Source organism: Paenibacillus diazotrophicus (genome assembly GCF_042610465.1).
Map to the genome: position 1 here is coordinate 914,899 of NZ_JBGJZN010000001.1, position 22,039 is coordinate 936,937.

The 22,039-nt window shown below is 49.9% G+C and carries 21 protein-coding genes; 1 reads left to right on the top strand and 20 read right to left on the bottom strand.

Going from position 1 to position 22,039, the window contains the following annotated elements:
* Positions 1–6: 6 nt before the first annotated feature.
* Complete coding sequence (locus ACAN54_RS04060) at positions 7–399, bottom strand: DivIVA domain-containing protein (protein WP_379152818.1); 393 nt, start codon at positions 397–399, stop codon at positions 7–9.
* Between the two features lie 189 nt (positions 400–588).
* Here ACAN54_RS04060 and ACAN54_RS04065 point away from each other — a divergent pair, with 189 nt between their 5' ends.
* Positions 589–1,149 carry a TraR/DksA C4-type zinc finger protein gene (locus tag ACAN54_RS04065; RefSeq protein ID WP_379152820.1) on the top strand — a complete coding sequence of 187 codons (561 nt, stop codon included), beginning with the start codon at positions 589–591 and terminating at the stop codon, positions 1,147–1,149.
* A 2-nt stretch (positions 1,150–1,151) separates the two neighbouring features.
* Here ACAN54_RS04065 and ACAN54_RS04070 read toward each other — a convergent pair whose 3' ends face one another.
* The 19 genes from ACAN54_RS04070 to ACAN54_RS04160 all read right to left on the bottom strand — a co-directional run bounded on the left by ACAN54_RS04070 (position 1,152) and on the right by ACAN54_RS04160 (position 22,038).
* Positions 1,152–1,511: a replication termination protein gene (locus ACAN54_RS04070; RefSeq protein WP_379152822.1), complete on the bottom strand. Its 360-nt coding sequence runs from the start codon at positions 1,509–1,511 to the stop codon at positions 1,152–1,154.
* A gap of 349 nt (positions 1,512–1,860) precedes the next feature.
* The gene (locus ACAN54_RS04075) at positions 1,861–2,517 is read right to left on the bottom strand and encodes a general stress protein (RefSeq protein WP_379152824.1); all 657 of its coding nucleotides are present in this window, start codon (positions 2,515–2,517) and stop codon (positions 1,861–1,863) included.
* Positions 2,518–2,622: 105 nt separating this feature from the next.
* On the bottom strand, positions 2,623–5,118 hold the full coding sequence (gene hrpB, locus ACAN54_RS04080) for an ATP-dependent helicase HrpB (protein ID WP_379152827.1): 2,496 nt from the start codon (positions 5,116–5,118) through the stop codon (positions 2,623–2,625).
* A gap of 127 nt (positions 5,119–5,245) precedes the next feature.
* Complete coding sequence (locus ACAN54_RS04085; protein ID WP_379152829.1) at positions 5,246–5,641, bottom strand: DnaJ family domain-containing protein; 396 nt, start codon at positions 5,639–5,641, stop codon at positions 5,246–5,248.
* Positions 5,638–6,018 (bottom strand): GIY-YIG nuclease family protein, encoded by a 381-nt coding sequence (locus tag ACAN54_RS04090; protein WP_379152831.1) that lies wholly within the window; start codon positions 6,016–6,018, stop codon positions 5,638–5,640. The genes ACAN54_RS04085 and ACAN54_RS04090 overlap by 4 nt, the downstream gene beginning before the upstream one ends.
* A 21-nt stretch (positions 6,019–6,039) precedes the next feature.
* Positions 6,040–6,828, bottom strand: coding sequence for a DUF2087 domain-containing protein (locus ACAN54_RS04095; RefSeq protein ID WP_379152833.1), 789 nt, complete (start codon positions 6,826–6,828; stop codon positions 6,040–6,042).
* Between the two features lie 223 nt (positions 6,829–7,051).
* Positions 7,052–7,861 carry an SDR family oxidoreductase gene (locus tag ACAN54_RS04100; RefSeq protein ID WP_379152835.1) on the bottom strand — a complete coding sequence of 270 codons (810 nt, stop codon included), beginning with the start codon at positions 7,859–7,861 and terminating at the stop codon, positions 7,052–7,054.
* A 242-nt stretch (positions 7,862–8,103) separates the two neighbouring features.
* Positions 8,104–8,970, bottom strand: coding sequence for a transglutaminase family protein (locus ACAN54_RS04105; protein WP_379152838.1), 867 nt, complete (start codon positions 8,968–8,970; stop codon positions 8,104–8,106).
* Complete coding sequence (locus ACAN54_RS04110) at positions 8,967–9,920, bottom strand: alpha-E domain-containing protein (protein ID WP_379152840.1); 954 nt, start codon at positions 9,918–9,920, stop codon at positions 8,967–8,969. Before ACAN54_RS04110 ends, ACAN54_RS04105 begins: the two co-directional genes overlap by 4 nt.
* A 68-nt stretch (positions 9,921–9,988) precedes the next feature.
* Entirely contained in the window at positions 9,989–11,452 is a 1,464-nt protein-coding gene (locus tag ACAN54_RS04115; RefSeq protein ID WP_379152842.1) for a circularly permuted type 2 ATP-grasp protein, read from the bottom strand.
* A 381-nt stretch (positions 11,453–11,833) separates the two neighbouring features.
* On the bottom strand, positions 11,834–12,832 hold the full coding sequence (ftsY, locus tag ACAN54_RS04120; RefSeq protein WP_379152844.1) for a signal recognition particle-docking protein FtsY: 999 nt from the start codon (positions 12,830–12,832) through the stop codon (positions 11,834–11,836).
* 32 nt (positions 12,833–12,864) lie between these two features.
* Positions 12,865–16,434, bottom strand: coding sequence for a chromosome segregation protein SMC (gene smc, locus ACAN54_RS04125; protein ID WP_379152846.1), 3,570 nt, complete (start codon positions 16,432–16,434; stop codon positions 12,865–12,867).
* Between the two features lie 75 nt (positions 16,435–16,509).
* Positions 16,510–16,689, bottom strand: a complete 180-nt coding sequence (locus tag ACAN54_RS04130; protein ID WP_379152848.1) for a hypothetical protein — start codon at positions 16,687–16,689, stop codon at positions 16,510–16,512.
* 33 nt (positions 16,690–16,722) lie between these two features.
* On the bottom strand, positions 16,723–17,427 hold the full coding sequence (rnc, locus tag ACAN54_RS04135) for a ribonuclease III (RefSeq protein ID WP_379152850.1): 705 nt from the start codon (positions 17,425–17,427) through the stop codon (positions 16,723–16,725).
* A gap of 13 nt (positions 17,428–17,440) precedes the next feature.
* Complete coding sequence (fabF, locus tag ACAN54_RS04140) at positions 17,441–18,679, bottom strand: beta-ketoacyl-ACP synthase II (RefSeq protein WP_379152853.1); 1,239 nt, start codon at positions 18,677–18,679, stop codon at positions 17,441–17,443.
* A 199-nt stretch (positions 18,680–18,878) separates the two neighbouring features.
* The gene (locus ACAN54_RS04145; protein WP_019911228.1) at positions 18,879–19,112 is read right to left on the bottom strand and encodes an acyl carrier protein; all 234 of its coding nucleotides are present in this window, start codon (positions 19,110–19,112) and stop codon (positions 18,879–18,881) included.
* Positions 19,113–19,232: 120 nt separating this feature from the next.
* Complete coding sequence (gene fabG, locus ACAN54_RS04150) at positions 19,233–19,982, bottom strand: 3-oxoacyl-[acyl-carrier-protein] reductase (protein WP_379152855.1); 750 nt, start codon at positions 19,980–19,982, stop codon at positions 19,233–19,235.
* A gap of 48 nt (positions 19,983–20,030) precedes the next feature.
* Complete coding sequence (gene fabD, locus ACAN54_RS04155) at positions 20,031–20,954, bottom strand: ACP S-malonyltransferase (protein ID WP_379152857.1); 924 nt, start codon at positions 20,952–20,954, stop codon at positions 20,031–20,033.
* 94 nt (positions 20,955–21,048) lie between these two features.
* On the bottom strand, positions 21,049–22,038 hold the full coding sequence (locus ACAN54_RS04160; protein ID WP_143191797.1) for a beta-ketoacyl-ACP synthase III: 990 nt from the start codon (positions 22,036–22,038) through the stop codon (positions 21,049–21,051).
* Position 22,039 lies beyond the last annotated feature (1 nt).

Consider the following 22,039-nt stretch of genomic DNA (forward strand, 5'->3'; position numbering starts at 1 on the left):
GACGTTTTATAAATAACTTTCGCTGCGGGGCAGTCTGTCCTTCAATTGTCTCACATTAGCTTCCAGCTTCAGAATCACATCCTCCAGATCCATCGGATCAATTCCTCGAATAACTGGTGCTACCGCCGGTGCAGCTTCTACCTTCTGAACCTTGTCTTTCATTTCACGAAGCTCAATCTGCTGCTCCTGCCATTTATCCATCAGATCGGCTATAGTAGCATAAAAGCGCTCATAATCCTTAATTACGCTATCCAAAAAAGTGTCTACCTCTTCGGCATCATAGCCGCGTAGCTTCATACTGAATTCTTTCTCGTGTATGGTAAGTGCGTCAAGTGTAATGCCTAGCTGGCTGAACAGCTTTCTCTGCTTATCCAGTCTGCGTTTCATGTGTTCATCCATGTAAGTTACCTCCAAGTATATAGCGTTTCATCCAGCAGTAATCATTATAACAGGCTAACAGCAACCTGAAAATATCACTTAAGTTATAGACCCGCAGTTAATTGGCCTCTGATTGCTTCTGCTGACAATAGGGTAAGGAAAGAATACGGTTTAAGTATAAATATATTCACAGAAAGGAAGATCGACTATATGAGCCATCTATCCAAAGAACAGCTAGCCACATTAAAATCTTCTCTTGAGGAGCGGCAAAAGGAAATCGAGCAGCATTTTTCATTGAATGATGAAGAAAACAGCCTGCTTGGTGACTCACTCAGAATCTCTACCGGTGAACTCTCGTCTGCAGACAATCATCCGGCTGATACGGGAACTGAAACCTTCGAAAGAAGCCGTGATCTGGCCATCAATACTTCGCTTACAGAGGAACTATCCGATATTGAAGCTGCATTAGAGCGGATGAAAGACGGAACCTACGGGATTTGTATCATAAGCAATGAGGAGATTCCATATGAACGCCTTGAAGCCATTCCCTTTACACCCTATGCTGTAGAATATGTGCCGAGCCGTGAATCGTTGAATGACCGACCAGTAGAAGAAGAAGTAATGACACCCCCACCCGCTGGAGCAGGCCGGAACCGCCAGGAAGAGAGCGGCCGATTCGACGATGCAGGTGCTTGGGAAGCTGTAGAAGATTACGGTAGTGCAAGTTCTCCGGTTCCCCCTGCAGGTCAAAATGAAGAAGATGAAGTCTGATACTAGAAATTATCCGCAACGGCTTTATTCAGAATACCCAGGCAGCGGTCAAGATCCGTCTTGACCTGCTTCTTATACAATCTGGCTTTTTCCTCTCCGTCAGCTGTGAAATGATAAAGGACAATCTCCTGGAAATCTACCTTAGGATCATTCCCTTTCAACTGTTTGGTCCGGTATAGAATCCCCTGCTGTACCAGCTCATGCAATGCCCGGTAGATTTCGCTCTGGGGAGGGGAATAGCCATGCATTTTGAAATCTCTCCGTAAATCCTCTAACATTTGATACCCATAACCCTTATGCTGCTCAACCATTGTAATCAGATAAACCTTGATAAAAGCCCGCTGGGCGATCATAAACGCCATGGGACACCTCCTAATGGTGTGTTTCCTTATCTTTCCTGTGTAACTCTAGTATAAACACTATTTCCCTGCTTTCACAATTAGAAATTTTAATATAGTCGCACACCTTATTACCGATAATTATGGTATAAGTACCCGAATAAGTGCGCGTATAATCGCAGGTTCTAGAAAAGTGGATTTATGATTTTACTATTATGAATTTTTCATATGTTGAAATATCATAATTTCACTGCTGAAAAAGGTGGCCATCTAGCAGACGCAAAAAAGACTGCACCTCAGGTTATTCCTGAAATGCAGTCTTTTTTGGTTAAAGATATAGCTCTTATCCGCCCACAGACGGGACTTAATTACATTACATCCGGTTGCCGTTGTAGAGGTCCGGGTCAGTATTTGCATTCATCGAGCCACGGTTGCCCATTGTGTTACCAACTGTCGTATCATCTCTTATCACATCCGGATTCGTAGCCCCCCGGTCAGTAATAGGATCATTCAGGGTAGTATCACTATACCGGCTGTCATATCGGCTGGCATTCAATGAGCGGTTGCCTGTGAATACATTATGGATGTCGCGCCCGCGTCCATTATCATCCACCAGGACGAGAATTTTGCCGCTGTCCACGTAACTTTCATATTCTTTGGCTTCATCTTCAGGAATACCCAGTCCAATTAATCCGCCAACCAGACCGCCCGCTCCTGCGCCGATCGCCGCACCTGTGAGTGTAGCTACGATTGGGCCTGCCGCCAGAATCGGACCGATTCCCGGAATGGCCAACGCCCCTATCCCCGCAAGCAATCCGGTAATACCGCCGACTACTCCTCCTGTTGCAGCACCGGTTGCTACACCTTCCGGAGCCATGGTACCTGTATCATCCGATATATGTTTCAATTCATCCCGGTCACGAGTTATTACTGAGATTTCATCATTGCTTACACCCTGTCGTTGTAACCCTTCAATTGCTCTGGTCGCTTCTTGTTCCGCATCGAATACACCTACGATTTTGTCTGCCACTTGAAGCCCTCCTTCGTAATTGTCGTTCGCTACATTATTACCCGTTCGCATGCTTCCCAAACAGGTTGTAAGCTTTTTCATTGGAATGACAACGAGGATTATCGTTTATTTTGAAGGACGTGTACGGTTCGTAGGAACGGCCTGCAGAGGGTCATCCGGCCAATAATGTTTGGGGTAACGCCCCTTTAAATCTTTTTTGACTTCGAAATACGTGGTTTGCCAAAAACTGGCAAGGTCCGCCGTGACCTGGACCGGTCTCCTTGCAGGAGAAAGGAGATGCAGCAGCACCGCTACCTTGCCTCCCCCGATCCTAGGTGTATCTACCTGGCCGAACAACTCCTGAAGCCTTACTGCAAGAACGGGTACGCCTGGAGTACTGTAGTCCAACGGAATCCGGGAACCGCTGGGGACTGTTATATGCGTCGGTGCTTCTTTATCCAACAGCTGCCGGCTACTCCAATCCAGCATTCCTTCCAGCGCTTTGGCAACAGGCAACCGCTGCAGGTCACGGAGATTGCGCATACCCTGAAGATATGGCTGAAGCCATTCGTGAAGCGAGGACAGCAGGGCTTCTTCCGAAGCATCCGGGAAATCTGTCCGCAATCCATGCAGGAATACCATCCGCTGCCATAGCTGAACCGTTCCTTTATCCCATGGCAGCAGTTCGAGCCCTTTGTCGGCGATTACACGAAGCAAAACCTCTTCTGCCTCTTCTGTTGTAGGCCTTTCATGCGAGGTTTCCTTCAACATCAGTGCACCCAGCAGGGTTCGCCTGCGTGCCTGCACACTCCCGCTCCCGCTATCCCAATAGACTTCGCGCTCTTCTTGCAGACTCTCCTTGTGATGCTTCAGCAGCTCTGCTTCGGGCAGCTCGGCTGCCAGTATAATCCGGCTCTGGCCGGCGCGGTCATCTATGCCGGCCGCTACTATATAGGGCGAACGCGTGAGCGGCTGGCCTTCCCGCATAGCCGCCCCCCGTCCGCCCGAGAGCAGAAACGCGCCATCGCCGCGTTTCTGCCCGATGCGGTCAGGGTAGGCGAACGACAACAGCAGCCCGGTTAGGCTGATGTTGTCCGGCATCGCTCCCGGCGCGGCCTGCAGCTGCGCCAGGAAGCTCCGGCTCTCGCGCTGCACCGCGCGCAGAGCTGCCGGGTCTGCTCCGCCGCTGTCCGCAGCGGAGCGTTCGTACCTGAGCAGCGCCTCCACGCGCAGCGTGAGGTCGCTGTCCATTGCCGCGGGACCCCGCCAGAGGTCCCGCTCCTGGAGCAGCGCCGCCAGCCTGCAGGCGAGCGGCGCCGCTCCCAGCTCTGCCGCGCGCAGCAGCATATGCGCGACGCGGGGGTGCGCGCCCAGCGCGGCCATGCGGCGACCGTGCGGCGTAATGGCGCCGCCGGCGTCCAGCGCGCCGAGCTGGCGCAGCAGCGCGGTGCCCTGCGCATATAGCGCAGCCGGCGGCGCGTCCAGCCAGAGCAGCGCCGCCGGGTCAGGCGCGCCCCACAGCGCCAGCTCCAGAGCGAGCTGCGCCAGGTCGGTCTCCATAATCTCCGGCACATTATCGTCCGGAAGACGGGCATGTTCTTCCCGGCTCCATAGCCTGTAGCATACTCCAGGTGCTGTGCGTCCCGCACGGCCCCTTCGCTGGTCGGCCGAAGCCTTGGATACAGGGACCGTGGTCAGCCGGGGCATGCCCGTGCGGGGCGAGAACATCTGAGTTCGTCTCAGCCCCGTATCGATCACTGTCCGCACTCCTTCAAACGTCAGACTGGTTTCAGCAATCGAAGTAGCCAGTACTACTTTCCGTTCACCCGGTACGGAGGCTGCCACGGCGGCATCCTGCTGCACCTGTGAGAGCTGGCCATATAGTGGACGAAGCACGGTACCCGGAGGTAGATCTCCACCCTCCAATTCACGCTCCGTCCGCCGGATTTCCCGCTCACCTGGAAGAAAGACTAGCACATCTCCCGGTTGCTCAGCTAGCGCCCGGCGAACAGCAGCTGCGGCGGATTGCTCCAGCTGCTTGTCTCCAGAAGCTTGCAGATATATCGTTTCCACAGGAAATACACGGCCGGGGCAATCCACAACAGGCGCATCTCCTAGAAGAGCAGAGACCCTTCCACTGTCCAGTGTCGCAGACATAATCAGAATCCTCAGGTCCTCACGGAGTACAGCCTGCGCTTCAAGGGTTAACGCCAGTCCAAGATCTGCATGAAGACTGCGCTCATGGAATTCGTCAAAGATCACAAGCCCTACATCGCCAAGCGACGGATCACTTTGCAGCATTCGGGTTAATACACCTTCTGTGACAACAACAATACGCGTATCTTTGCCCACTTTAGTGTCACCCCGCATACGGTAACCTACCGTTTGTCCGACACTTTCCCCCATGGAGGAGGCTATATAGCTCGCCGCGGAGCGGGCGGCCAGCCTTCTGGGCTCCAGCATTAGTATCGTTTTGCCGTCCAGCCAAGCCTCGTTCAAAAAAGCCGGGGGCGTTCCAGTAGTCTTCCCAGCGCCTGGTTCGGCAATCAGAACGGCGGCGGGTGAAGTATTCAATATATTTCTCAGCTCAGGGAGTACCTGTGCAATGGGAAGCTGTCTCATCTTATCTCTCCATGTCCTCTTATTGTCCGGTATTTCTAATATGATGGGCGAAACCTTAATAAATTTCAAGCGCTCTGCATACAAAAAAAGAGTCACCCAGCCTTTTCGGGCCAGGTCACTCTACTCCTTATTCTTCCTTAGCAAGCTGCTCCTGAATCTTGTCTCCATACTCGGAGAACGCACTGCTGTTCTCGTATCCACGCTGACGCATAAGTTCCTGCAAGCGAAGCCGTTTCAGCGTAAGCTGGGATTTAAGCGCGTTCCGTTCGCCATCCGCAGCGCTTCCGCTGGAATGACATGACGCGAGCAGCTTCTCCAGGGTTACACATTCGCCGCGCAGCGTGACTTCTTCCGGGACCAAACCGGCGTTCTTCATGATTTTGAAGGACATCCGCAAATCTTCAGGTACCCCGGACAGATCCTCCAGCTGGAGTGGTTTGCCATGTCCCGGCAGATTCTCGAACGCTCCACTGCGCATAGCCTCCTGAATCTTTTGTTCCGCAAGCCAAGATAATATCGTCATGATTTACGGACCAAATATCCCCGTTCCCCGTATGGCGCCAGTTTCTCCAGCCATTTGCTCTCCAATTCAGGCAACAACTTGCGGTATTTAGAAAGCTCGGATACCTCTGCCACAAAATCCTCCTCAGGTTTGATCTGCTCCAGGATCTCAAAGACAAACGCCGAGTCTCCGTATTCCTTCCAGTCTGCCTGAAGTGCTTTGTTATCATGTTTTCCAATGTCCAGCATGAACTTATGCTTATTCCAGACTCCGTCCAGGTTAATGCTGCTGCCCACATAGGCCTTATCATTTAAGGTGTTAACAATGCGGTATACTCCCATCGGCCGGTGGGAATGAGTATAATTATAGGCCAATTCTTTACGTCTAGTCTTATCCATGTTTACCCTTCTCTCCTTCATCTATAGACTAACCCAGTAGCGGCTCCCATCAGGCTCACGGTCCAGCAGCCTATAATCGATCAGATACCGCCGGAGCGTCACATAATCCGCATATGCGTCCTTTAGAATGGTATTTACCTCATTCTCCGAATATTTGCGTCCTGTCTCAAAACGCTTAATCAGCTGGCGCAAAATGGCAGCTTTTCGTTTCTGTTTCTTGGGAAACTCCGTGATGGGGCCCTCCAGACCTTCTTTGAAATAGGTGTTCAGGATCTCTGCATTTTCGTCTTCTGTAATAGCAAATCGCTCATCAACCATAGCAGCGGAACGCGGGATGCTGACAAAAGGCGAAGCTGACCCAGGCTTTTCTTCGGTAAGCTCCATCACTGCTAGGAAGAGTTTTGCCTGCTTCACCTTTTCCCGCAGAGTAAACCGATGATTACGCACCGTAGATGTACTCCCTATGCCCAACTGCTTTGCGACTTCACCATCACTAAAACTTTGCCGGAAAGCACCAAGCAGCCCTTTCTGTAGTTCCGTCAGTCCGGTAAGCTTCTTGTCCAGACCCAGCAGCCACTTAAACATCCCCCCATGTGCATGTTCCACATGATATGCTGCATATTTCCAGGCTTCATAATATTGGCTGTCTTCCTTGTAGATTAACCCTTTCTCAAATTCCTCTCCACAAACCAGACATGTATAGAAACCCGAATGTTCCCGCATCTCAAAAATATAGCCCTGCTTCAGCTCATTAATGGAGGCATTCCAGAATTTCTCTGAAAGACTTACCGATTCATTGCCTGCAGCCAACTCAACCACCCAATCCCTCAATAATATATAGACATATTATCATTTTGTTTGTTATTTTACAATCATCTAATTACATTGTTTATAAAATGAACTAAACTATCTCCTTCAGAACACCTTAGGTTATCGGTGTTAAACTACGCACCAAAAGCCTTACCCTGGTTTTGTGAACCATCGGGTAAGGCTTTTAGGTAATTTCACTTGTTATACGTGTCTACTAAGTGTATCAGGACAGCAAAGATTCTGCGCCATCAATCACAATCTGTGCTCCAGTAATATGGATGGAATCGTCCGAGGCAAGAAAAGATACCAGATCCGCCACGTTCTCCGGTTTACCCGGTCCGTCAGCGAGAGGCTGCGCCCCTTCCGGGAACTCAATGGGAATAACAATAGCCTCTACATCCTCATTAAATTCCGTACTTTCATCAATATTGGTAGAGATGGCTCCCGGACAGATAACGTTAACACGGATTTTGAACTTCGCCAGCTCCAGAGCAGCCATCTTGGCAAAAGCAACCTGCCCGGCCTTGGTAGTACTATACGGTGACCAGCCAAAGCTGGCAAACCGGCTATTGCCATTGATGGAGCTGGTAATGATGATGCTGCCTTTACCTTTTTCCTTCAGATGAGGAATGGTGTATTTCAATGTAAGAAAAGTACCTGTCAAATTCACGTTCATCGTGCGCTCCCAATCGCCCAGACTCAGCTCCTCAATAGGCCCTACTGCTCCATTAATTCCCGCATTGGCAAAAACAATATCGACTCCGCCGAAACGTTCCACTGTTTTGCGTACTGCTTCTTCCATGCGAACCGCATCCGATGTATCCACATCTATAGCGAGGGCGCAGTCTTTGCGTTGTTTGTTCAGCTTCTGCTCCAATACAGATGTCCGTTCGTTCACCAGATCGAATAAGGCTACATTTGCGCCTTCACGGGCCATCTGAATAGCTGTCGCTCTCCCGATTCCAGAGCCCGCCCCTGTAATTATGGCTGTTTTACCTAGAAAACGCTGTTTTTTCACTATACTTGGGCTCATATGTACACTCCCTTTCTAATTCGTCCAGCTTAGTGGCTCTGTTTCAAGATTACCCAAACAGGCCTTGATTATAATCATTTTATGCAAAATTTGCACAAATTTGATGCAACGTGCACACTATACCTGCTAGATAACACTCCTTCCTTCCATGTCAGGAGCATTTCAACATTGCCAACTTACGGGTAACTCGCCCGCCATAATCAATAAAAAAGCCCCGCTGTCGCAGGGCTCTCCTCACTTCTTCAATTCTCCAGCTTACGGACATCCACCTTTACCGTCAGTGTTCCGCTGACTCCGCGGTAGACTCCTTTTACCGGAACGATATCCTTGTAATCACGTCCATGCCCCAGTTTAATATACCGCCAGTTCACTTCAACATTATTCGTAGGATCAAAACCGAGCCACCCGGTACCGGGGATATGCGTCTCCACCCAGGCATGCGAAGCTTGCTCGAAATCAGCATTGCCGCCCTGAAGGTCACCCACAAAATGATACCCGCTGACGTATCGTGAAGGAAGTCCGACACTGCGGCAGACAGCGATCATCAGATGAGCGTAATCCTGACACACACCGCGTTTTAGCTTTAAAGCTTTTTTAACGGTAGTGTTGACACTTGTCGCCTCAGGATCATAGGTAAATTGTTCATAAATCGTCGATGACAGCTTTTTGGTCCACTCGTACATGTCTTCCGCTTCATCAAAAGGATGCTGCGACGCAAATTCGACCAACTCTGGTGTAACCTCGGTATATCGGGTAGGTAAAATGAACTCCACGTACCGGTTCTGGAACTTATCATCATTTAGCAGCTTCACCTGATCCTCCAGCGGAATATGCGGAAGGTCTAATCCTTGCGCCTTATCCAGTGTAACCACAGTGGCCTTGGTATGAATCACCATCTCGGTATGTGGCTTATTCACTGAATAAGCATGCACACGATTGCCGAAAAAATCCTCATAAGTGAGCAAATTCGCTGGCGGAAACACTTCTACCTCATGGTGATAGCAGGACTGGCGGTAATTGGTCCGCGGGGTTAGGCGAATTTCATTGACACTGTCCGTAACCGGCTCCGGGTAACTGTATGTGGTCGTATGATTGATCTCGATTTTCATACAGAGACCCCCTCTCGGCGAAAAAAGGCACCTTCCATCGTTTTACCCAGCTTCTGGCAAGAGGTCATCAGCGATTGCAATACAACCTCTACGAGATCGCCCGACATCTCTTCCTTTTCCATAAAATCAAGCTCTGCCTTGATCTTCCCGGCCTGCCGGATCACCCGCTCGTGACCGGATCCCTTCTCGGAAGTATCCAGATCAAGCTTAGCCAAATGCTCCTCGAGCTTGTGGAATGAGAAGCGGATCGAACGTGGAAAATACGCATTTACGATTAAGAACTCCAAAATGCTCTCCGGGGACATCGCATCAGCATAATAACGCCGGAAGGCCTGATACCCGCTGACTGATTTGAGGACTGCCTGCAGCTGGGTATAGATACCGTTGATATCCTTAGACTTACAGGAGAACGTAACGGCTTGCAGAATTCGGGTCGTATTCTCTGCCCGCTCCAGGAAACGCCCACTTTCAATGAACCGCCACTCATTGGCTCGTAGCATAACGGATTGCTCAGCCCCAAGAAACATGGCAGCCCGTTCTTTGACATGCTGGTAGAATTGATGGGGTCCGACCATGATATCTGCCAAGGTTTGTTCACCGAGCCACAGGTTAAAACTGTTTGCAATATCCCACAACTCACTGGGAAGATGCTGCCTCAGCGTCCGAAGATTATTTCTCGCCTGATGTACGCAAGAGAATATTGAATTGGAATTTCCAAGGTCCAGTGTAATAAAGGACAATACATCCTGCTCGCAAAAGCTGTCAAATTGCTGCTGATATTCTTTTCTGACACCCAACGCATCAATCAGCCGTGACCATTTATGTCCCTCAGCCTGAAAGTCCTCTTCCTGTTGGATATGATAATGCACATCGATCAGCCTGGCATGATTCTCCGCCCGCTCCATATACCGGCCAATCCAGAACAAAGCTTCCGCATTGCGATTCAGCATCGTAGCCACTCCTTCATTTAACGTATGGATGCTGCATTTGTTAATTCTGAAGTCTTATGCTGTAGTGTCTAAGCCATTACCCAAGTGTCTTTTACTCCACCACCCTGGGAAGAATTCACCACCAGCGAGCCTTCCTTCATGGCTACTCGTGTCAGACCACCTGGAATCACATGCGGTTTGCGGTCGGCGCCCATGAGCACAAAAGCCCGCAAGTCAATATGACGGGGTTCCATACTGCCACCTGCAAGCACGGGAGCTCTAGACAGCGACATGATCGGCTGTGCGATATAACGAGCCGGATCGGCAAGAATTTTGAGTCGGAAATCGGAAAGCTCCTCCCTGGTCGCTTCACTGCCAATCAGCATCCCATATCCTCCAGACAAAGAGGTTTCCTTTACCACCATTTCATGTAGATTATCGAGCACATATTGTCGTTCCTGTAACCTTGATAACAGATAAGTAGGCACATTCCCAAGGATGGGTTCTTCGTTCAGATAATAGCGGATCATATCCGGTACGTATACATACATCGCTTTGTCATCTGCAACGCCGGTTCCCGGTGCATTGGCTATGGCTATATTCCCTGCCCGGTATGCATTCATCAGCCCAGCTACGCCCAGAAGTGAATTGGGCTGAAACGCCAGCGGATCTATGAAATCGTCATCCAATCTGCGGTACAGTACATCCACACGCCGGAGACCGTTCATTTCTTTTAAATACACCTTATGGTCCTGAGCAACCAAATCCCGACCTTCTACCAGGTGTATTCCCATTTGCTGAGCCAGAAAAGCGTGCTCGTAGTAAGCAGAATTGTATTCACCTGGTGTCAGCAGAGCTATGACCGGATTCTTCGTCCGAGACGGGGAAAGACTTCGCAGGACTGACAGAAACCGGTTCAAGCTATGGTCCACATCACGTATGAAGCTGGCAAAAGAGACTTCGGGAAACAGCTGGTTCATCAGGGATCTGCCTTTAAACAGGTAAGAGAATCCTGAGGGTGTCCGCAGATTGTCTTCAAGCACGTAATATTCTCCATCATGATGGCGGATCAGATCAATTCCCGAAGTAGTAATGTAAGCTCCGCCAGGTACCCGCATACCGGCCATCTCCGGGCGGAAGTAGCAGTTCGAGATGATCATACGCCGCGGCACGATACCGTCTTTGACAATGTATTGTTCATGATAGATATCATGAATAAAAAGATTTAACGCCGTAATACGCTGAACAATCCCAGCTTCCAGCCTTTCCCACTCCAGCTTGGGAATAATCCGAGGAATCATGTCAAAAGGAATTGTACGCTCCATAGGATGATCCTGTGCAGGATTATACAGTGTAAACGTAATTCCCTCTTCCATCATCCGACGCTGCATCAGTTTCTGCTTACCTTGCAGCTCTTCGGGGCTCATCCCGGAAAACATGCGGTTGACATGTTTGTAATGCGGCCGGACGCTCCGTTCATCGGCATACATTTCATCATAAAAATGTTGCAGTGGATACGGAGACAGCCCGGGCAGAGGATCAAGTTTGGACATGAGCCCGACTCCTTTCGGATCAATTTAATGTTACGTTTATTTACATTGATGCAAATTTCGCAAAAAAAATATGATGAAAATGTTATAAGATACTTTAATAATACGTAAATAATATTGTTCATGTCAATATATATAACGGCAAAATGGAGTTGTACTCCATTAAGCAACGGTGGAATCGCTTCCTTTCTCCTATAAGTGATGATCAGGGACAACCATATATAGAGTACATAGAATTGTATGCGCGAGAGTTGACATGCATTACTATTATGAATTTTTCATATGTTGAAATTTTGATACTTTATCTACAAAAAAAGAGCAGCTGTTGCTTCTATTAAAAGCACAGCCGCTCTTGTTGCCAAATCTCGTTCCATTGACTAAGGTTTAGTCCTGCTTTTCATTCAGTTCTTCATTGGCGATCATTCCAGCAAAGAGGGCATGTACAAACTGGGTAGAATCAAATGGCTGCAAATCCTCCATCTTCTCTCCCAGACCCACAAGCTTAACTGGCAAATTCATTTCTTGGCGGATTGCGACTACAATCCCGCCTTTGGCTGTTCCGTCCAGTTTGGTAAGCACCAGTCCGGTGACACCACTCTTTTCTCCAAAAAGCTTGGCTTGGGTCAATGCATTCTGTCCGGTAGTTGCATCCAGCACCATCAGCACCTCATGTGGGGCGCTTGGAATCTCCCGCTGGATCACACGGAAGATTTTGTTGAGCTCTTCCATAAGATTGCTTTTGTTCTGTAGTCTGCCTGCCGTGTCGCAGATCAGCACATCCACATTCCGCTGCTTGGCCGCCTGAACGGCATCGAACATAACCGCTGCCGGGTCCGAGCCTGCTTGCTGCTTTATGACATCCACTCCAGCACGCTGCCCCCATACTTCAAGCTGTTCTATTGCCCCTGCACGAAAGGTATCTCCAGCCGCAAGAAGTACTTTTTTACCTTCCTGCTTATAGCGATGTGCCAGCTTTCCGATGGTGGTCGTCTTCCCGACTCCATTAACGCCGACGAACAGAATGACAGTGATCCCGTCCGGGTTCTCCTTCAAGCTGTTATCATCATCACCACGCAGGAGTTCCATCAGTTTCCGGGACAGAATCGGCTGCAGCTCGGAAGCATCCTCAATCCGCTTCTGCTTCACTTCTGCTCTTAACTCCTCAACCAGCGTCATCACGGTGTTAACTCCGACATCGGCTCCAATCAGAATTTCTTCCAATTCCTCATAGAACTCTTCATCTATCTTTTTGCGGCGGATGATCAGGTCAGATACCTTCTCTACGAACCCTATACGGGTTTTCTCGAGACCGTCGCGGAACTGTTTTGTGACACTCTCCGTTTTACCGGAGATGCTTTCTTTTAATTTCCGAAAAAAGCTCATTATGTTCCTCCTCAATATTTGTAACGATTCCGTTAAGCAATCTCTGCTTCATCATCCTCCAGTTTAACCGAAACCAGCTTGGAGACGCCGCCCTCTTCCATCGTAACCCCATAGAGCACATCCGCTTCTTCCATAGTTCCTTTGCGGTGGGTGACTACAATAAATTGCGTCTGTTCCGAGAATTCACGCAGATACTGGGCAAAGCGTACTACGTTAGCTTCATCCAATGCAGCTTCAACCTCATCCAGAACGCAGAACGGAACCGGTTTAACCTGAAGGATGGCGAACAGCAGTGCCATGGCCGTCAATGCGCGCTCTCCTCCGGATAACAGCTGCAGGTTTTGCAGCTTTTTGCCTGGAGGCTGGGCTACAATATCAATCCCTGTATCCAGCATATTCTCAGGGTCCAGCAGCATTAGATCTGCTCTGCCTCCGCCGAAGAGCTTGGAGAATACGGTGCCGAATTCACGGCGGATGGCGTCAAAGGTCTGCTTGAAACGTTTGGACATCTCTTCTTCCATCTCATGAATCACGTGGTATAATGTGGTTTTGGCTTCCACCAGATCATCCTTCTGACCGCTGAGGAAGGTATAGCGTTCATGCACACGCTGATATTCCTCAATCGCCCCCAGGTTCACCTCGCCCAGCGCAGAAATGCTGCGTTTGAGTCGCTGAACCTCCATCTGGGCGGCAGGTACATCCTCAGGAATAGGGTACCGCTGCTTAGCCAGTTCGTAACTCAGCTCATAATCATCACTCAACTTGCGCAGAATATTGTCCAGCTCTACATCGAGCCGTCCCACCGCCACCTCGGTCGCACGCAGTTTGTCATCAACCGACTTCAAGGCCTGACGCTGATCCTTGGTTTCACCTTCCGCAAGCTCCAGCTTGCGTGTCAAAGCGGCACGGTCGGCACGAGCCAGATCCAACTTGCCTGCAGTATCTTCTTTTTTCAGCCGGTAATTGTTCAGGTCTTCCTTCTGTTTCACAGCTTCTCTCGTGTTTTCTTCCAGATCCTGTTCAATCGTGATCAGCAGGCTGCGGCTGTGACGCAGTTCTTTGTCCTGCGAACCCGCATCCTGTCTCATGCGCCGCAGCTGCTCTTCCAGCGAGAAAATCTCCTGGTCCAGCTTGCCCTCGGTCACCTTCATCCCGGTCAGCTTGCTTTGCAGCTCTTCTTTGGCCGATTCATTTGCTTTGCGCGCCGATTCCGCATTACGAATCGCCTCATGAGCCTCTTTCTCTTCCTTCTCTAACCGTTCAAGCTCGGACACCGCATGCTTCCGGCTCTCATCCAGTTCACGCACTTCGCTCTCAAAACCGCTGCGCTCTGCACCAGCTCCATCCACCTGCTCCTGTACATGGCGCAGTTCCTGCTCAAGCTGCTTCAAATCACCGGAGACACGCTGCTCTTCCAGCCGTTTCTCATCACCGCCATGACGAAGCTCTTCCAACTTCCGTGAAGCCGTCTCCTGTTCTTCCCGCAACCGGTTGATTCCCTGCTTCAACTTGGCAATTTGCCGCTCACTCTCTTCGATCTCACTAAAGAGCTGGTCAAGCTGACGTTTGCGGCTCAGCAGACTGTTATTCTTCTTATGCTGACTACCCCCAGTCATTGAACCACCCGCGTTGACCACATCGCCTTCCAAGGTTACCACCCGATAACGATATTGACACTTGGCGGCAATACGGTTAGCCTGCTCCAGACTCTCAGCGATAACCACATTCCCAAGCAGGCTGCCGACGATACTCGCGTATTTATCCTCGTATCCCACCAGTTCTGACCCGATTCCCACAAACCCTTCCGCGCCTTCAACCATTGCACGGTCACTTCCGCCAATCTGCCGGGAACGGATAACGTCCAGCGGCAGAAAAGTCGCACGTCCCAGCTGACGCTGCTTCAGGAAAGCAATTGCTTGCCGGGATACAGCTTCGTTATCCATAACTACATGCTGAAGCGAAGCACCCATAGCGGTTTCCACAGCCATTTCCAGCTTCTCGGGAACGGATATCAGCTCCGCGACCGCACCGTGTACACCACGAAGTTGTCCTTTGCGCGCACCCTTGAGCACCTCTTTTACCCCGAGCATGAATCCGTCAAAATCATCCTGCATTTCCTTCATGGTCTCATGCCGGGAAACCTGGGCTTCGCGTTTCTGCTCCCATTTGCGGAGTCCGCCCTGCGTCTCCTCCAGCAGCTTCTGGCGTTTGCTGGTCTGCTCGCTTTCAGTGATGTAAGCATTGCGGAGGGAGCCGATTTCATTGCCCAATCCCGCGATTCTATCCTTAAGTGCGCTCTGGGCGGCAATCAATTCTGCCAGCTTTGCCGTCCACTTACCGCTTTCTTCCTGACTGCGGCTCATTCTACGCTCCAGGCTTTCTTTTTGCTGGTCGGCATAGCGAATTTCATTCCGGGCCTGTGCCATCAGATTCATCAGTTCCAGCAGAGCACTCTTCAGCTTTTCTTCCTTGCTCTGGCTGATGCCTCCAGCAACGCCTTCCAGTCTGGACTCCTCGTCTGCCAGCTGCTTACGCAGCTCTTCGAGCGACAACCGGGATTGCTGGAGCTTATGCTCCAGCTCCGCAAGCTCGCGTTGACGGTCAGCGGAACGTTCGCCAACAGAACCCAGCGTAGCCATCAGCTGCTCCCGGTTACTCTCCAAATTGCGTCTGCGCTCTTTAAGCAGCTCCCCGTAGCCTTCGCTTTTCTCATTAGCTTCGCTATAGCGCAGCAGCTGTTCCTGCAGCTTCTCTACTTCCTCTTCCAATGTCCGCAGTTCTGCACGTCCACTTTCGAGCTTTGCGTCGTGGGCGGACACAACGGTTGACAACTGAAGCTGTTCATTACGGAGTACTTCCAGCCGGTCATTGCCTTCCTTCCACGCCGTATGTATCCCATCAATCTGGTGAACATACACAGCAATCTCCAATTGCTTGAGCTGCTCTCTCAGTTCCTTGTAACGGATTGCCTTTTCGGACTGATCCTTCAGCGGGCCTACCTGGTCTTCCAGCTCGCTGATCAGATCATGAATGCGCAACAGATTCTGCTCGGTTTCATCCAGCTTGCGGCCGGCATCCTTTTTGCGTGATTTATATTTAACAATCCCTGAGGCTTCTTCAAATATACCGCGGCGATCCTCGGAACGGGTGCTAAGGATCTCTTCAATCCGGCCTTGTCCAATAATCGAATAGGCCTCTCGCCCGATACCGGTATCCATGAAGAGTTCAGTAATATCCTTCAACCGGCAGGCCTGCTTGTTAATTAAGTATTCACTATCCCCGCTTCGGTGCACACGGCGTGTTACGGTTACCTCGCTGAAGTCCAGAGGCAGTGCATGATCCTCATTATCCAGAGTCAGTGATACTTCCCCGTAATTCACGGCTTTACGTGCATCACTTCCGGCAAAAATAATATCTTCCATCTTTCCACCGCGCAGTGATTTGGCGCTTTGTTCACCCAGCACCCAGCGGATGCCGTCGGATATATTACTTTTGCCGCTGCCGTTCGGGCCGACTACGGCTGTAATTCCGCGGACAAATTCCATTTCCGTTTTGTCGGCAAATGATTTAAAACCTGCTAATTCAATCCGTTTCAAAAACATACCCTGTTATTCACCTCTGCCCCATTATACCATAGCGCCTCACCGCCTAAAACAGCTCTTCACTACAAACCGTTTCTAGGCTGTATCTCTTTTTATTCCTTTTCTTACACTAGTCTGAATCTCGAAAAAGAGCAGCAAAAGTCTGACCTCCGCCTGTACGCCGGCTTTCAGACCATTGCTGCTCTCCTCCGCTGGACCCGCCACATTGTAAAGCTTGTCCTTGAAGTCAATAACAAAAAGTTCGAGAAATTCCAAAAAGCAAACTTTCACTACAGCACGTACACGGTACTACGCGCCATCTTCCTTCAACTGCAAAAGCGCTGCTGCTGCTGCCTGTTGCTCCGCTTCTTTCTTGGAGCGGCCACTGCCTCTGCCAAGTGATCGGCCGGCCATATAGACCTCAGAGACGAATTCCCGTTCATGTGCCGGTCCGCGTTCTTCAATAATCCGATATTCCAGCGTACCCATTCCGTGATGCTGAATCAGCTCCTGAAGCTCCGTCTTGAAATCGCTCATCTGCATTTGCAGCTTGCCATCCGTCTCCACCAGCGGAAACACATGATTATCCAGAAACCGCCGTGCTGTTTCCAGACCTTGGTCCAGATAAAGCGCTCCCACGAAGGATTCGAATACATCGGCCAGCAAGGCCGGGCGGGTTCTGCCGCCCGTAAGTTCTTCCCCTTTACCCAACAATACATAGCGTCCAAAGCCCAGACTTTCGGCGAATCTCACCAAAGAAGGCTCACATACAATTGCAGCCCGCAGCTTGGTTAACTCGCCTTCAGGTCGGTCCGGAAGCAAATTGTACAAATATTCAGACACCGTAAGCTCCAGAACGGCATCGCCCAGAAATTCCAGACGCTCGTTGTCCTGATGCTGATTGAACCGGTGTTCATTCACATAAGATGCATGGGTAAAGGCCTGCTTCAGAAGTGCAGCATCGTGAAATTGGATTTGAAGTTGGCTCTGTAACTGCTTCAGGTCTCCTTTCACTGCACTGTCTCCCTTACTGATTATATTTTTTGAGAATCACTGTTGCGTTATGTCCGCCGAATCCAAAGGAATTCGACATCACGATATTCAGATCCGCTTTGCGCGGAACATTCGGAACATAATCCAAATCGCATTCCGGGTCTGGATTGTCCAAATTAATAGTAGGTGCAATCATTCCTTTTTGCAGAGATAATCCGCAAATAATCGCTTCCACACCTCCGGCAGCACCAAGTAAATGGCCGGTCATGGATTTGGTGGAGCTAATTGCAACCTTATATGCATGCTCTCCAAGAGCTATCTTTACGGCAGATGTCTCCGACTTGTCACCTACAGGTGTAGAGGTTCCATGAGCATTGATGTAATCGATCTCTTCAGGGGCAATACCTGCATCGCGTATCGCCATCTTGATGCAGCGTGCAGCACCATCCGGATCAGGTTCCGTCATATGGTGGGCATCCGCACTAAGACCGTAGCCAATGACCTCGGCATAGATCTTGGCTCCGCGCTTCTCAGCATGCTCGAGTGATTCGAGAATTAATATTCCGGCTCCCTCTCCCATAACAAATCCATCGCGGTCTACATCAAACGGACGACTCGCCTTCTCAGGCTCATCGTTACGAGTCGACATCGCTCTCATTGCACAGAAGCCTGCCATACCCGTTGGACGAATAGTGGCTTCTGAACCGCCACAAATCATCGCATCCGCATCTCCGCGCTGAATCAGGCGGAAAGATTCACCAATGGAATGACTTCCTGTTGCACAAGCTGTTACTGTTGTAGTATTCGGTCCCTTGGCTCCCAGGCTAATCGACAATTGACCTGATCCCATGTTCGCAATCATCATCGGGATGAAGAACGGGCTGACCCGTTTTGGTCCCTTTTCCAGAAGAAGATTATGATTGTCTTCCCATGTGCCAAGTCCGCCAATACCGGACCCTACAGAGACGCCAATCCGCTCCGCATCGATATCTTCACCGATCACAAGCCCGCTATCCTTGAGTGCATCTTCACCTGCTGCTACTGCAAACTGGACGAAACGATCCATCTTGCGTGCTTCCTTACGGCCAAACCGCGCCTCCGGATCAAAGTCTTTAATGGATGCTGCTATTCTGGTTGTGTACTCGCTGACATCAAAAGCGTCCACTGTCGACACTCCGGATTTGCCATTCATCAAATTATCCCAGAACGTATCCAAATCCGTGCCAAGCGACGTCATCACGCCCATACCTGTTACAACTACTCTATGACTCAAACGCAATCACCCCATCTGTAGGCTGTATCTTCTTGTTATTAGAAACTATATAAACTTCAATCGCCGCAAGAACATTCCATGCGCGGTCCAGTTATTTTCCCCGTAAAGGTGCATATGGCATCCTTTGGTATTGACTTATTGCTGTAAAATGAGGAGAAGTCCCGCCCTCTGTAGGAACGGGACTCTCAATCATATGACTCTAGGTATGAGATTGTATGTACTTCACAACTTCACCCACGGTCGTAATCTTCTCTGCATCTTCATCAGAGATTTCCATATCGAATTCATCTTCCAATTCCATAACCAATTCTACTACATCAAGAGAATCAGCACCTAAATCATCTTTGAAAGACGCTTCTAATGTTACCTCAGCTTCATCGGCACCTAAGCGGTCGATGACAATGCGTTTTACACGCTCCAATACATCGGACATCCGGTTCACCTCCTCTTTTGGTATTATACGAGATATGAAGTCAAAATACCATAGAGCTCAAAAAACGCTTTCCGGCCGCCCCAATTCTCTTCCACTGTAGACTTTACAACTTTTGTGGCCTTACATGTACATTCCGCCATCCACATGGAGTGTCTGACCTGTCATGTAGGCTGCCCCTTCCGAGGCTAGAAATACAACCGTCATGGCAATGTCCTCCGGCCGCCCGAGACGTGCAAGGGGAATCCCCTTCTCGTATTCGCTGCGGACTTCATCGGACAACTGGTGTGTCATTTCGGTATCTATAAAACCCGGAGCAATACAGTTGACCGTAATTCCCCGTGAAGACAACTCGCGTGCTGCAGATTTAGTCATTCCAATAATACCTGCTTTGGCAGCCGAGTAGTTCAACTGTCCGGCATTTCCAATCACACCGATGACCGAAGAAATATTAATAATCCGGCCGTAACGCTGCTTCATCATGGGGCGGGTTGCTGATTTCAGACAGTTGAACACGCCTTTTAGATTCGTCTCAATAACCTGATCAAACTCTTCTTCCTTCATGCGCATGATCAGATTATCGCGGGTGATACCGGCATTATTGACCAGAATATCGATCTTCCCCCAGGTGTTTATAACCTCTTTCACCAGGTTATCTGCTTGCTGGCTGTTACCGACATCGCCCTTCAGCGCAATCCCTTCCGAGCCCAGTTCGACGATTCGCGCGACGGTCTCTTGTGCTGCCGCTTCATTACCGGAGTAATTCACAGCTACTTTCACACCATATTCCGCAAGTGCCAGTGCGATACTACGGCCAATGCCGCGAGATCCGCCAGTGACGAGAGCCGTCTGGCCTTTTAATGCTGAGAACATGCCATATTCCCCTTTCATCCATTCCACATCGTTTGACTATATCAGACTTTACCAGCCTGTCTGCGCACTTTCCAGACTATTGATATTAACAACTTTAACGGTTTTGTCAATCTTTCGGATTAAGCCTGCAAGCACACTGCCTGAGCCAATCTCCACAAAAGTATCCACTCCGGCTGCAATCAGCCATTCTACGCTATCCTGCCACAACACAGGAGAAAATACCTGCTGAACCAATAGTTTGCGGATCTCATCCGGTTCGGTCACGGCTGTTGCATTCACATTAACAACCACAGGAACAGATGGAGTATTAAAGGTCACCTTTTCAAGTTCAACAGCCAGGCGTTCAGCAGCTTCCTTCATCAGGGAAGAATGAAACGGTCCGCTTACTTCAAGAGGAATAGCCCGTTTCCCGCCAATTTCTTTGACACGCTTCACTACTTCATCAACACCAGCCTGAGAACCGGAGACAACAATTTGACCAGGGCAGTTGACGTTGGCCAGTTCCACAATCTTACCTGCTTCCGATATCTGGCGGCAGAGCACAGTCAAGGCTTCACGTTCCGCACCAAGCACAGCTGCCATGGCCCCTTGACCGCCGGGAACTGCTTCTTCCATAAAGCGTCCACGCAGACGCACCAGACTTACTGCATCTTCATAAGACAGCACTCCGGCCGCTACCAGAGCACTATACTCCCCAAGACTGTGTCCTGCAACATAGTCAGGTGTGACTCCTTGTTCCCGCAACGCCTCGAGATAAGCCACACTCGTTGTAACAAGTGCCGGCTGTGTTTTTGCAGTCTGCTTCAGATCACTGTCAGGGCCCTCAAAAATAAGGCGGCTAAGCGGAAATCCCAGCACTTCATCGCCCTTCTCGAACACCGCACGGCTATGCGGAAGAGCATCATATACATCCTTACCCATCCCTACGGCCTGTGCACCCTGGCCAGGAAAAACAAATGCTATTTTACCCATAACTCAATACTCCTTCACGTTGAACAATGAGGCAACCAGCCTGCTTACGACTGTTCTGCCATCACTTCCTTCTATTATTATAGAATCCGCGGCTTTACCAGATCAGGACAGAAGCGCCCCATGTAAGACCTCCACCGAAACCTACCATCAGCACAGTGTCGCCTTCCTTCATCCGGCCTTCTTCCGCTGCCTCTACGAGTGCGAGAGGAATCGATGCTGCAGAAGTGTTAGCGTATTTATCGACATTGATGACGCATTTCTCCGGCGGCAGATCCAAACGCTGCATCGCCGATTGGATAATGCGGATATTAGCCTGATGAGGTACAAACAGATCAATATCTTCTTTGGAGATACCTGCTTTGGTTAGTACACGCTCCGTCGCTGAACCCATGATCCGCACAGCAAATTTGAAGACCTCTCTGCCGTTCATGTAAATGAAATGTTTTTTATCTTCCACTGTTTGCTGTGATGCCGGGAGTCGTGAACCACCTGCTTCCATCTTCAGCAAACTTCCGCCGGAACCTTCAGCACCGAGATCAAAGGATTGGAACCCTCTTCCTTCAGGCACCTCCCCGAGAATAACAGCACCCGCACCGTCACCGAATAGAACACAGGTATTACGGTCTGTGTAATCGGTGATCCGTGACAAGGTATCTGCACCGATAATCAGTGCGTTATTGTACATCCCATTCTGGATAAATCCGGTTGCTGTAGCCAAGCTATATACGAATCCAGAACAAGCAGCAGACAAATCAAATGCCGCCGCCCCTTTTGCACCCAGTTTGTCCTGCAGGATGCAGGCCGTAGATGGAAATGCACTGTCCGGCGTTACCGTTGCGATAATAATCAGATCCAGATCTTCCGCTTTCATTCCCGCTGAATCCAGCGCTCTGAGCGCTGCTTCGTAGGCAAGATCGGAAGTCGCTTCATGCGGAGCGGCTATATGCCGTTCCCGGATACCTGTACGGCTGACAATCCATTCATCGTTGGTTTCGACGATCTTCTCCAGATCACTATTGGTTAATATTTTCTCAGGCACATATTTCCCAGTGCCAATAATCCCTACCGGACGTAATTGTTTCATG